Genomic DNA, 12,389 nt, shown 5'->3' on the forward strand with positions numbered 1-12,389 from the left:
CGTCTAAACGCCTACTGCGCGAAGCAGTAAAAGAGGCCGTTACCGCCGGTCTTGACCAGCGCCGGCTGGCTGCAGCCGGCCGAGGCGTGCACCGCGTTCCACGACGCGTTGGCGCCGCCGAGGCGATCGTGGTGGCCGACGATGGTGCGGTCGGAGTCGAGGTTGCTCGTCCAGTTGTTGCAGGTGAGTGTGTTAGCCGCGCCAATCGGAATGCGGCCGTGCGAGTCGGATCCGGTCAGGATGTCGTGCTGGTTCGGCTGGTCGCCGACGCCCTTGACCTCGGCACCCTTCTCGTCCAACGCTGTCGGCTTGCGGATGTTATTGCGATCGCGCTCGAAATCGCCATGCAAGTCGGCGACGTTGGCGGCAATCAGCACGCCCTTGGCGTTGTACCAGGGACCGCTGCCGATGCGGTCGCGCGCGTTGACCGCCAACTGGCCGCCTCCGGCCGCCGTGCTCAGATATGCCCGCCACGTCCGGCTGCCGGCGCCCGCGGCCGCCGCCAGATCCTGGCAATGCTTGTCGGCGCCCGCCAGGCCGCCCAGGTTGCCGCCCTGGCCCGAGCCGACGCTGGTAATAAAGAATCCCATCGGCTGAGGTGGCGGCGCCTGCGCCTGCGCCTGTCCACTCACCGTCGTCGGCGACCAAAGTCCCGACACCAGCAAGGTCATCGCGACCGTCGTGACACCTGCAACACTCCACTTTTTCATGCTGTTCTCCTCCGCGCGAGGCGACGGCACTGGCCGCCGACCGCTGTGCGCGCGACTATAGTCGAGGCGCGCGACAGCGACAAGCACAACAGACTTGCGTCTACTGCATCCACATCTTCATCGCCAGCAGGGCCAGGCCGGTCGCCAGCCCGAGCATGGAGTGGTGCTCGCGGTTGCCGATCGCGCGTGCCCAACTGAACGGCCGATCCATGGGCGCTGCGCGCTTCTCCGAATACGCGTCGTAGGCATCGCCGAACTTCTCGCGCAGGTGGGCCTCCTCACTGCGCATCGCCGCGGTCAGCGTCAGCGCCATGTAGGCCACGACGAGGCCCGAGACGATGAGACTGTGCGATGCGACGGCAATGCCAATGCCGATGATGGACGAGCCGAGATACAGCGGGTGACGCGTGTAGCGGTACGGTCCCGAGCGCGTCACTTCCTTGCTCTTCTCGAGATGACCCGCCGCCCACAGGCGAAGGCACTCTCCCGTGACGGCAATGGCCGCGCCCAGCAGCAACGAAGTCGGCGTCGGCGATGCCAGCCACAGCACCAGCGCGGCGAACACGAACCCGAGGAACACGCGCCAGCGCGCCAATAGCCGCGTCATGATCCCCCTCCGCCAAGGCTACGGGGGACAAGCTTCGCACTGAGCAGCCGCCGCTCAGCGGCCGCCAGCACGTCGGCGACCTCGATCTCGTTGATGCACGGCGCGCCGCGCAGGCATTGACGTTTGTGATGGCACACGCAGCCGCCGGCGCGAGAGATCACTTGATCGTCCGGATCCCAGGGCCCATTGCGCTCCGGCCAGGTCGGTCCATACAACCCGACCAGCGGCGTGCCCATGGCCGCGGCAATGTGCAACGGTCCGGTGTCGCCAGAGACGACGAGTGCGGCATCGCGCATGATCACCGCCAGGTCGGCAATCTCGGTCGGGGGCGCGGCCGCGGCGGCGCCGTCTGACGCGGCGATCACCCGTTCAGCCAGTTCGCGTTCGCTCGGTCCCCAGGTCACCAGGGATGGCAGGCCGGTGCGCGCTCGCAACTGCGCGGCCAGCACGCCAAACCGCTCGGCCGGCCATCGCTTGTTCGGCCAGGCGGCGCCAGGGTTGAGCACCGCGTACTTGCGCGGGCCACCCGCCGCCGTCACCGCGGCGGTCGTGGCCGGCGCCGCCGCGGGGTGCAGCGGCAACTCGACGGCCGAGGGCGGCACGCCAAGCGCTTTCATAATCGACAGGTTCTTCTGGATGACATGCGGCGCATCGAGCGGCACCACGGTCTCGCTGTAAAACGACGCGGCGAACGGTTCGCGCAGGTGGGCGCGATCGAAACCAATCACGCGCGCGGCGCCGGACAGCCGCGCCCACACCGCCGACTTCAGCAGCCCTTGCAAGTCGAGCGCGGCCTCGTATTTCTGCGCTCGCAAGTGGCGCACGGCATCGAGATAGTCCATGACGCCGCCATTCTTCCTGCGAACGATCACGCGCTGGTGCAACCCCTCGGCAAGCGTCAGGATCGGCGCATATGCCTCGTCCACAATCCAATCCACCTTCGCCGCTGGCCAGGCACGGCGCAGCGCCGCCAGCACCGGCAGGGCGTGCACGATGTCACCGAGGGCGCTCATCCGAACGATCAGAATCCGCGTCATCATTTCAGGCGAGTCAGCAAGTCCGTCGTCGAATGATCTTTCGGGTCGCCGACGATCGCGATGCGGCCGCCATAGGCGCGAACGGTGTCGCGTTCGGGAACGGTTTCGACGGTGTAGTCGGTGCCCTTGCAGTGGACGTCAGGTTTGAGCAGCTTCAACAACGTCGTCACGGTGGCCTCCGGGAAGATCACCACGTAGTCGACGGCGCGCAGGGCCGCGACCAGCTCCGCGCGGTCGGCCTCGGGCAGCACCGGCCGCGATGGCCCCTTCAGGCCCTGGATGGAGCGATCGTCGTTGACGGCGACGATCAGTCGATCCGCTTCGCGCCGCGCGGCTTCGAGATAGCGCACGTGGCCGACGTGCAGCAGGTCGAACCCGCCGTTGGCGAACGCAGTCGTGAGTCCCCGCGCGCGATCGTCGGCGACGCGCGCCGCCAGTGCCTGTCGGCTGAGGATTTCGCCCATATGGTGGTGGGCGGGTCTAAAGACCCGCCCCTACGGCCCGGCGCAGTTCGGCGGCCGACACGGTGGCGGTGCCGCGCTTCATCACCACGAGTCCGCCGGCAAAGTTGGCGAGCCGGGCAGCCTCTTCGAACGTCGCCCCCGAGGCCAGCGCCAGGGTCATGGTCGCCATGACGGTATCGCCGGCGCCGGTCACGTCGGCAATCTGGTCGGAGCCGAAGATCGGAATGTGCACGGTCTTCTTGCCGGCTTCGAACAGCGCCATGCCGCGGCTGCCACGCGTGACGAGCACGGCCTGCATCCGGGTGCGCTTCAGCAGGGCGCGGCCGGCCCGTTCGAGGACCTGGGCCTGGTCATCAATCGTGATGCCAAGCACCTGCTCCACTTCCGACTCGTTGGGCGTGCAGGCGGTCAGGCCGCGATACTTGGTCAGCGCATAGCGCGAGTCGATGAGTATCGGAATGCGGTGTCCGCCCTGGATGTGGCGTCCGGCTCGAATGTAGCGTCCGCCTTTAGGCGGACCATTCCCCGTCAGTCCCGCCAACTCGTGAACGAACTTCGGCGTCACCAGTCCGGAGCCATAGTCGGAGACCAGCACCGCATCCGCGCCCTTCACGGCCTTGCGCGCGATACGCTCCGCGGCTTCACGATGCGCGTCGGCCACCGGTTCGCCGGTAAAGCGATCGATGCGCACGACCTGCTGCTTCGCGGAATGAATGCCACCGGCCAGGATGCGGGTCTTCACGGGGGTGCGATAGCCACCGGGCCTGGCCAACCCGGCCCGCTCGACGCCGCGTGGCAGCACCTTGAACAGGCGCCGGCCGGGCTCGTCGCGGCCGACGAGCGAGACCAGCGTGACGGTCGCGCCGAGGCTGGCGACGTTGTTGGCGGCGTTGCCGGCGCCACCCGGCACAATCTCCGTCGCGTCGTACTCGAGGATCAGGACCGGGGCCTCGCGCGAGACGCGGGCGATGCGGCCGGAGACGTATTCATCGGCGATCAGGTCGCCAAAGACGACGAGCCGCTTGCCGCGGAACGAGGCGATGAGTTGGGTCAGGCGATCGCGAGTAGGCATCAGCAGGTTTCTATTGCCAGAAGGGCCGAAACGTCAGTTTTCTTGTTGCCAGAAGGCCGGCACTTTAGTGCCGGCCCCGGCCAGGGCTTGCCAGAATCACCGACACGGCGTGCATGAGATTGTCGCACACGGCATCGACCTCCTGGTCGGCCGGCCGCTTCTCTTCCTGTTCGGCGCCCCAGCCGGTGCGCACGAGAATCGACCGCGCGCCGACATTGCGCCCCAGGTTCACGTCGAGCCACTTGTCGCCGATCACCCACGAGCCCGCGGGATCGATGCCGCGATCGCGAACCGCGTCCTCGATCATGCCGGGCGACGGCTTACGGCAGCGGCACTCGACCGCCAGGCTCTCCACCGACCCGCGCGGATGATGCGGGCAGTAGTAGAGGGCATCGAGGTCCGCGCCGCCCGCCTGCAGCCGGCGCCGCATCTCGTCGTGGCACTGCTCGACAAAGCCCGGCGCGATCAAACCCTGGGCGAGGCCGGACTGGTTGGTCACGATGATCAGTTCGTAGCCGGCGCGCTTGAGCAGGCGCAGCGCATCAACCGCATACGGGAACAGTTCGAGGTCCTTCAGCTGGTGCAGGTAGCCGACATCCACATTCAGGGTGCCGTCGCGGTCGAGGAAAATGGCTTTTTTCATGGCAGTGATTCGAACGCTCGTTCCGCGGTGATGCCGCGCATGCAGCGATGGTCAATGGGGCATTCGCGCAGCATGCAGGGCCGGCAGAATACCGCGTGGGTCAGGATGGTGGGCACCGGGGCCTCGGCGCCGGCCGTCAGCGGCGACGTGCGCGTCTCGTTGGTCGCACCAAACAGCGCCACCACGTGGGTGCCGACCGCGCCAGCCAGGTGCATGGCGCCAGAGTCGTTCGCCACCACCGCTCGGGCGACGGCGAGAATCCCCGCCAGCGTAGCCAGGTCGCTCTTGCCAGAGAAATCGATCAAGCGATTCAGCCGGGAGTCGGGAGTCGGGAGTCGGGAGTCGATCTCTTTACAGACCGCGCGATCGGCCTCGGCACCAACCATGACCACGCTCCAGCCGCGCTTCACGATCAGCATGTGCGCAAGCTCGGCAAACCGCTCTGGCAGCCATTGCTTCGCGCGGCCATATGCGGCGCCGGGGGCGAACACCGCGAACGGCTCGTCCAGGTCGAGGCCAATTTCGCGCAGGACGGTCCGGGCCCAGTCGGTGTTGGGCCACACCCGCGCATGCAACGGTCCCGGCGGCACCCCGAGCGCCGTCGTCAACGCCTGGTAATAGGCGCCTTGATGGAGCGGCGCCGCCGGTTTCGGCACGGCACGGGTCAAGTAGCGGGCACGCCAGTCGGTGGCAAAGCCCCACCGCTCGGCAATGCCAGACCGCGACGCGATCAGGCCGGTCGCAAACGAGTTCGGTAGCAGCAACGCGGCATCGAACCGCCCGCTCGCCAGCACGGCGGCATCCTGCTGCCACGTCGTCAGCGCGCGCATGCCGCCACGGCCCGGCAGCGTGATCACTTCATCCACGCCCTGGACCATGCCGAACAGCGGCGCCACCGAGCCGCGCGCGGCCACGGCGAGATGAGCCGACGGGTAGTGACGGCGAACATCAGCGATCGCCGGTAGCGCCATCACGGCATCGCCAAGCCAATTCGGCGACACCACAACCAGGCGATCAGCGGCCATCATCACCTGCGTGGTTGGTGATTCGTTCTTCGTGTTTCGCCTTGGGAAACATTCCCGGCGTCTCGGGAATGGGCGCGTCGCGCCAGCGGCGGTGCATCCACAGCCACAACTCCGGATGCTTGCGGACATGCATCTCGAGCACGTCGGTGCAGCGCTGCGTGAACTCGCGGATGGCGTCGGGACCATCACCCGCCGGCGGCTCGACGGGCGATTCGTAGATGAAACGATAGCGCCCGCCGGGCAGCGGCAGGGCGAACACCGGGATCACCGCGGCGCCGGTGCGGAGCGCCAAGGCGGCCAGCGTCGAGGTGGTCGCTGCCGGGCGGCGGAAGAAGTTGACCCAAATCGCGTCGGGGCTGTGCATGTGCTGATCGATCAGCATCGCCACACCTTCGCCTGCCGCCAGCAACCGCAGCACGCGGCGCACCGCACCCTGGCGGTAGATTACGGAGTTGCCAGTGCCGGTTCGCATGCGCTCCAGCAGGTCGTTCAGCGGCCCATTGTCGAGGGCGCGCGCCAGCACGCCAATCGGCCGCAGCTTCGCGCCGTGCGCCATCGCCTGGAGTTCCCAGAAGCCGAAGTGACCGGTGAAGAACAACACGCCCTTGCCCTGCGCATAGGCCAGGCGCACGCGTTCGTCGCCCTCGTATTCCGCGCGCGCGAGCATCTGGTCTGGCGTGAGGGCGCTGAACGTCAACAGCTTCAGCAGCACCTGGCCGAAGTGCGCGAACGTCGCCCGCGCAATGGCGCGTCGCTCGGCTGCGGGCCGCTTGGGAAAACACTGCTCGAGGTTGGCCAGCGCCACACGTCGGTGCGGCGCGTCGAGCGCGTAGAACATCAACCCCAGCGCGCTGCCACCCATGCGCACCATGCCGTCGGGCAGGCGGCACGCAATGCCGCGCACGGCAACGACGGCCCAGTGCTCAAGGGTCTCGCGCATCAGAGGATCGCCCGCACGGATTCGAAGAGCGCCTCTGCGGGCTCGAAGGTCACGACCAGAGGGACGCGATACACCGCGAAGGGCAAGGCGCCCAGCGCTTCGAATCGCACCGCGTCCTTGTCGGTCGTCAACACAGCATCGGCGCCACTGGTTTGCAGCGTGCTGGCGATCCGGTCGACGTCCGCGCGCGTAAAGCGATGATGATCGGGAAAGAAGACCGAGTCGGCGACGGTCCATCCCGCGTCGCGAAGACTCTCCACGAACCGAGACGGATGAGCAATGCCGGCGACGACGAGAATCTTCGAGTCCAACGCCCTGATCCCCGATCCCTGATCCCCGAGCCCTGTCCACACAGGAGCCCCCAGGGTCCGCCGGGCTCCACACGATTGCGAGATGCCAAGGGACCATGCTTCGGTGGACGCGGCGCCGGCGGTCGCATCCGACACGACCAGTACGTGCGCGCGGGCCGCGGCATCCACCGGCTCGCGGAGGCGTCCCATCGGGATCACCCGGCCCTGCGAAATCTCGCCCATGGTCGTGACCAGCACATCGAGATCGCGCGCGAGCTGCACGTACTGAAACCCGTCATCGAGAATATGGACCGTGCAGTGCAACTGCCGCTCGGCCAGCGTGCCGGCGAGGTAGCGATCGGGCGACACGCACACCACGGCGCCGGGCACCTGGCGCGCCAGCATCAGCGGCTCGTCGCCGGATCGGTCCACGCCTTCGCGGACCTGCGCGCCATCGGACACCACGACCACGCCGTCCGGCGCGTCGGCCCGGCCGTAGCCGCGGCTCAAGATCGCGGGCCGCTCGCCCTGGTCAACCAGCCACTGCGCGATGGCGGCGACGACCGGCGACTTGCCGGTGCCGCCCATCGACAGGTTGCCCACGCTCACGACCGGTCGCGCCAAATGCTGCCGGCGCTCGGGGTGCTGCTCGAGCCACCGCCGGCGAACGCGCATCACCTGGCCGTAAAGGGTATCAAGCAAGGGGTCTGAAAGGCCGGACGTTGGCCGGATAGGTACGCACTTCCTGTGGGAGCAGGGCGGCCAGCACCGCCGCGCTCTTATCCTTGGCGCCGCGGTTGGCCTCGACCAGCGCGCGCGCGGCGGCGCCGAGGCGGGCACGGCGGACCGGATCGCCCATCAACGAGATGAAGGCTTCGTCCAGCTCGCGTTCGTCGTGCACTTGCACGCCCGCGCCGTTGGTGACGAAGGCGTCGGCGATCTCGAAGAAGTTCTCCATGTGCGGCCCGAACACGATCGGCTTGCCGAACACCGCGGGCTCGAGCACGTTGTGGCCGCCGGTCGGGACCAGGCTGCCGCCGACAAACACCACGGTGGCGATCTGGTACACGGTGGCCAGCTCACCGATGGTGTCGAGCACCACGACGTCGACGCGCGGCTCAGCATCAATCGCCAGGTCACTGCGCCGCGCCACTTTCCAGCCTTCGCCGCGGGCCAGTTGCTCGGCTTCGCCGAAGCGTTCGGGATTGCGGGGTGCCAGCACCAGCAGCGTCGCCGGTGCGTTCGCGCGCACGCGGCGGAAGGCACGCAGCACCGCGGCCTCCTCGCCCTTCATGGTGCTGCCGGCGACCAGGATCGGGCGCGAGGACGGCAGCCGGAAGTAGCGCAGCACGCGATCGCGGGCGCGCGCTTGCGGGGCGGTCGATGGCAGATCGAGCGAGTCGAACTTCAGGCTGCCGGTGACGACCACCCGCGCCGGGTCGGCGCCAAGGTCGATGAAGCGCCGGGCCGATTCCTCGCTCTGCACGCAGAAGCGGTCGATGTCCTCGAGCACCCGCCGCATCATCGGCCGCACCATCTTGTAGCGCGGAAACGATCGCGGCGACAGCCGCCCATTGACGACAGCGGTCTTCACGCCGCGCTTGCGGCACTCGCGCAGCAGGTTCGGCCAGATCTCGGTCTCCATCATGATGAAGAGCTTGGGCCGCACCAGGTCGAGCGTCCGCTTGACGAAGATGCCGAGGTCGAACGGAAAGTAGAACACCGCGTCCACGTCCTGCACGCTGCGGCGGGCCAGCTGCTGGCCGGCGAGCGTGGTCGTGGACAGGAACATGCGCAAGCCCGGGTGGCGGCGCTTGAGGTCGCTGATCAGCGGCCGCGCGGTCAGCACCTCGCCGACCGACACCGCGTGAATCCAGATCGACGGGTCGGCGTCCATGTTGAACGACACGGGCAGGTAGCCCATGCGTTGTCCCAGGCTGCCGACATATTTCTTGTAGCGCAGCGCCTGGTAAACGAACCACGGGGAGGCGACGACGACGATCGCCAGCACGAGGACGCTGTAAAGGCTATACATTAAAGGAGTTACCCATCATTCTACCGGCATCCTTCAGGTTTGTCGAACAGGGTTGTACAATCCCTTGCTCATGGCTATCAAAGTTGGCATCAACGGGTTCGGACGCATTGGGCGAAACATCATGCGGGCGGCGCTCGCCCACCACGATGTCGACATCGTCGCCGTCAACGACATTACCGATGCGGCCACGCTGGCGCACCTGCTCAAGTACGACTCGGTGCTGGGCAACTTGAGTGTGCCGGTCACCGCCACGGGTGACACCATTCAGGTGGGCAGCGACCAGTTCAAGGTGCTGGCCAGCAAGGACCCCGGGGCGCTGCCGTGGAAGGCCCTGGGCGTCGACATCGTGTTCGAGTGCACCGGCAAGTTCACCAAGCGCGACGATGCGGCCAAGCACCTGGCGGCGGGCGCGCGCAAGGTCATCATCACGGCGCCAGCGACCAATCCTGACGTCACGGTGGTCCTGGGCGTCAACGAACAGGATTACGACGGCGCCAAGCACCACATCGTGTCGAACGCGTCGTGCACCACGAACTGCGTGGCGCCACTGGCCAAGGTCCTGCACGAGACCTTCGGCATTCGCAAGGGCTGGATGACCACCGTTCACGCCTACACCAACGATCAGAACCTGCTGGACCTGCCCCACAAGGACCTGCGCCGGGCCCGGGCGGCGGCGTTGTCGATCATTCCGACCACGACCGGCGCGGCCAAGGCGGTGGGCGAGGTCCTGCCGGCGCTCAAGGGCAAGCTCGACGGCATCTCGATGCGCGTCCCGACACCGAACGTCTCGGTGGTCGACCTGGTGGCCATCCTCGACAAGAAGGCCTCGGCCGAGGAGATCAACGCGGCGTTCAAGGCGGCCGCCGACGGCCCCATGGCCGGCATCATGCAGTATGTGACCGAGCCGCTGGTGTCGATCGACTTCCGCGGCAATCCGCACTCGTCGATCATCGACGCGGCGTACACCAAGGTGCTCGACGGCGACTTCATCAAGGTGATGGCCTGGTACGACAACGAGTGGGGCTACTCGAACCGCTGCGTGGACCTTCTCAAGAAATTGTAGGGCCGGAACGGAGGGCGAGGGCTTTAGCCCTCGCCTGAGGCCGAGGCTGAAGCCTCGGCCCTCCCAACACCATGACCAAACATTCGCTCAAGGATTTCTCCGTCGCCGGGAAGCGCGTCTTCATCCGCGTGGACTTCAACGTGCCGCTCAAGAACGGCGCGATTACCGACGACACCCGGATCACGTCGACGTTGCCGACCATCCAGCACGTGCTGGACCAGGGCGGAACGGCCATCCTCGCGTCACACCTGGGGCGGCCCAAGGGCAAGCCGGCGCCCGAGTTTAGCCTCAAGCCGGTGGCGGCGCGGCTCGGCGAACTGCTCAAGCGGCAAGTCACGTTTGCCGACGACTGTATCGGTCGCGCTGCCATTCGCGCGGTCGAAGCGGCGCACGCCGCGGGCGGATCGAAGCTCGTGCTGCTCGAGAACCTGCGCTTCCACGCCCAGGAAGAGAAGAACGACCCTGCCTTCGCCGAAGAGCTGGCCACGCTCGGCGACATCTACATCAACGACGCCTTTGGCGCGGCGCACCGGGCGCACGCGTCGGTGGCGGCCATAGTCCCGCACTTTGCTGAAGCGGGCGCGGGACTGTTGATGGAGAAGGAGCTCACCTATCTCGGCCTCGCGTTGGGCGAGCCGGATCGTCCGTTCGTGGCGGTGATGGGCGGCGCCAAGGTGTCGGACAAGATCGATGTGATCGACGGCATGCTCGGCCGGGTGGATCGGCTGCTCGTCGGCGGCGCCATGGCCTACACGTTCTTCAAGGCGCTCGGCATGCCGGTCGGCAAGTCGCTCGTCGAAGACGACAAGCAGGACGAGGCGCGCACGATCATCGCGCACGCCCAGGCTCGCGGAGTGGTGCTGCAACTGCCGGTCGATCACGTGGTAGCGGCGGCGCTCGACGCGGCCGCGGCCACCGAGGTATTGAAGGTGGGCGACGCGGCGATTGGCGATCGCATGGGCCTGGACATCGGCCCCGAAACATCGCGGCTCTATGCTGGCCTGCTGGCCGATGCCAAGACGGTGGTCTGGAACGGCCCGATGGGCGTGTTCGAACTGGCGCCGTTTGCCAAGGGCACCTTGGCGGTGGCCCAGGCCGTGGCCCAGGTGCAGGGCACGACCATCATCGGCGGCGGCGATTCGGTGGCCGCGATCAACGCCGCTCACGTCGCCGACAAGATCACGCACATCTCGACGGGCGGCGGCGCCTCGCTGGAATTCCTCGGCGGCGCCGAGTTGCCTGGAGTAGCGGCGTTACCCGACAAGAAATGAAAGGCGACCACGACGGACACGAAGACGGAATCACGAGGGACGCGATGCCTTACTTAAGAAAACCAATATTCGCGTGCTTCGTGGACCCTTCGCGTGCTTCGTGGTTGCGTTGAGACTATGCGCACACCGCTGATCGCCGGCAACTTCAAGATGTTCAAGACCGCGGCCGAGACCGCGGCCTACGTCGCCGAGTTGCGCGGGTTGATCAAGGACGTGGGCAGCGTCGAGATCGTGATCGCGCCGCCGTTTACGTCGCTGGCGGCAGCGGCGCAGGCGGCGGCCGGCAGCAGTGTTGGCGTCGGCGCACAAAACGTGCACTGGGAGCGCGAAGGCGCGTTCACGGGCGAAATCAGCGCGGGCATGGTGCGCGAGACCGGTGCGCGGTTCGTCATCGTCGGCCACTCCGAACGCCGGACGCTCTTTGGCGAGACCAACGCCACCGTCAACAAGAAGATGAATGCGGCGCTCGGCGCGGGCCTGACACCGATCGTGTGCATTGGCGAAACGCTCGAGCAGCGCGACCGGAACGAGACGCTGGCGGTGCTCGATCGGCAAATCAAGGAAGGCCTGGACGGCGCCACCGGCGAACAGCTGGCGGCCATGGTCCTGGCCTACGAGCCGGTATGGGCGATTGGGACCGGGCGCAACGCCACGCCGGCCCAGGCCGGCGAGGCCCATTTCCACATCCGGCAGCGGCTCAAACAGTGGTTTGGGCTCGAGTCCTCGGATCGGTGCCGCATTCTGTATGGCGGAAGTGTGAAGCCCGACAACATCGCCAAGCTCATCGCCCAGCCCGACGTGGACGGGGCTCTGGTTGGAGGGGCCAGCCTCGACCCGAAGAGCTTCCTTGCCATCATCCGCGGCGCGGCGATATAATCGGAAGTTCTTGCCATGATTTATTACGCCATCATCACCGGTTACGTCGTTATCTGCGTGCTGCTGATCATCACGATCCTGCTGCAGCAGGGTAAAGGCGGCGATATTGCGAGCGCGTTTGGGGGCGGCAGCAGCCAGGCGGTGTTCGGCGCGCGTTCGGGCGCCACGTTGCTGACCCGGGCGACCGCGGTGCTTGCGGCCCTGTTCGTGATTGGCGCGATTACGCTCACGATCTGGGGCCAGCGGGGTCCAGGATCGGTGGTCGGCGGCATCGACGCTCCGCCCCTTGCCCCGGCCCCGGCCGCGCCGCCGGCGACTCCGGCACCGGGTAACAGCACGCCGTAGCCGGGCGCACT

Annotated in this window: 14 protein-coding genes; 4 read left to right on the forward strand and 10 right to left on the reverse strand. The window is 67.2% G+C overall.

Annotated elements, in window-relative coordinates; genetic code table 11:
• Nucleotides 1-11: 11 nt before the first annotated feature.
• The 10 genes from Q8T13_00830 to Q8T13_00875 form a co-directional block, all read right to left on the reverse strand.
• Complete coding sequence (locus Q8T13_00830) at nt 12-590, reverse strand: hypothetical protein (GenBank protein MDP3716294.1); 579 nt, start codon at nt 588-590, stop codon at nt 12-14.
• Nucleotides 591-810: 220 nt separating this feature from the next.
• On the reverse strand, nt 811-1,317 hold the full coding sequence (locus tag Q8T13_00835) for an isoprenylcysteine carboxylmethyltransferase family protein (GenBank protein MDP3716295.1): 507 nt from the start codon (nt 1,315-1,317) through the stop codon (nt 811-813).
• Nucleotides 1,314-2,354: a lipopolysaccharide heptosyltransferase I gene (gene waaC / locus Q8T13_00840; GenBank protein ID MDP3716296.1), complete on the reverse strand. Its 1,041-nt coding sequence runs from the start codon at nt 2,352-2,354 to the stop codon at nt 1,314-1,316. The genes Q8T13_00835 and waaC overlap by 4 nt, the downstream gene beginning before the upstream one ends.
• Nucleotides 2,354-2,818 carry an adenylyltransferase/cytidyltransferase family protein gene (locus Q8T13_00845; GenBank protein MDP3716297.1) on the reverse strand — a complete coding sequence of 155 codons (465 nt, stop codon included), beginning with the start codon at nt 2,816-2,818 and terminating at the stop codon, nt 2,354-2,356. Before Q8T13_00845 ends, waaC begins: the two co-directional genes overlap by 1 nt.
• A 16-nt stretch (nt 2,819-2,834) precedes the next feature.
• Nucleotides 2,835-3,890 (reverse strand): PfkB family carbohydrate kinase, encoded by a 1,056-nt coding sequence (locus Q8T13_00850; protein ID MDP3716298.1) that lies wholly within the window; start codon nt 3,888-3,890, stop codon nt 2,835-2,837.
• Nucleotides 3,891-3,954: 64 nt separating this feature from the next.
• The gene (locus Q8T13_00855) at nt 3,955-4,533 is read right to left on the reverse strand and encodes an HAD family hydrolase (GenBank protein MDP3716299.1); all 579 of its coding nucleotides are present in this window, start codon (nt 4,531-4,533) and stop codon (nt 3,955-3,957) included.
• On the reverse strand, nt 4,530-5,561 hold the full coding sequence (waaF, locus tag Q8T13_00860) for a lipopolysaccharide heptosyltransferase II (protein MDP3716300.1): 1,032 nt from the start codon (nt 5,559-5,561) through the stop codon (nt 4,530-4,532). The genes Q8T13_00855 and waaF overlap by 4 nt, the downstream gene beginning before the upstream one ends.
• Complete coding sequence (locus Q8T13_00865) at nt 5,548-6,498, reverse strand: lysophospholipid acyltransferase family protein (GenBank protein MDP3716301.1); 951 nt, start codon at nt 6,496-6,498, stop codon at nt 5,548-5,550. Before Q8T13_00865 ends, waaF begins: the two co-directional genes overlap by 14 nt.
• Complete coding sequence (lpxK, locus tag Q8T13_00870) at nt 6,498-7,490, reverse strand: tetraacyldisaccharide 4'-kinase (GenBank protein MDP3716302.1); 993 nt, start codon at nt 7,488-7,490, stop codon at nt 6,498-6,500. Before lpxK ends, Q8T13_00865 begins: the two co-directional genes overlap by 1 nt.
• Entirely contained in the window at nt 7,483-8,823 is a 1,341-nt protein-coding gene (locus Q8T13_00875) for a 3-deoxy-D-manno-octulosonic acid transferase (protein MDP3716303.1), read from the reverse strand. The genes lpxK and Q8T13_00875 overlap by 8 nt, the downstream gene beginning before the upstream one ends.
• A 70-nt stretch (nt 8,824-8,893) precedes the next feature.
• Between Q8T13_00875 and gap the strand changes: the two genes are divergently transcribed.
• From gap to secG, 4 genes are all read left to right on the forward strand, one after another.
• Nucleotides 8,894-9,886: a type I glyceraldehyde-3-phosphate dehydrogenase gene (gene gap / locus Q8T13_00880; GenBank protein MDP3716304.1), complete on the forward strand. Its 993-nt coding sequence runs from the start codon at nt 8,894-8,896 to the stop codon at nt 9,884-9,886.
• Between the two features lie 71 nt (nt 9,887-9,957).
• On the forward strand, nt 9,958-11,157 hold the full coding sequence (locus Q8T13_00885) for a phosphoglycerate kinase (protein ID MDP3716305.1): 1,200 nt from the start codon (nt 9,958-9,960) through the stop codon (nt 11,155-11,157).
• A gap of 117 nt (nt 11,158-11,274) precedes the next feature.
• On the forward strand, nt 11,275-12,033 hold the full coding sequence (tpiA, locus tag Q8T13_00890) for a triose-phosphate isomerase (protein MDP3716306.1): 759 nt from the start codon (nt 11,275-11,277) through the stop codon (nt 12,031-12,033).
• Between the two features lie 15 nt (nt 12,034-12,048).
• Nucleotides 12,049-12,378, forward strand: a complete 330-nt coding sequence (gene secG, locus Q8T13_00895) for a preprotein translocase subunit SecG (protein ID MDP3716307.1) — start codon at nt 12,049-12,051, stop codon at nt 12,376-12,378.
• Nucleotides 12,379-12,389: the final 11 nt, after the last annotated feature.

Source organism: Acidobacteriota bacterium (genome assembly GCA_030697165.1).
In the GTDB taxonomy this organism is placed as follows: Bacteria; Acidobacteriota; Vicinamibacteria; order Vicinamibacterales; family UBA2999; genus 12-FULL-67-14b.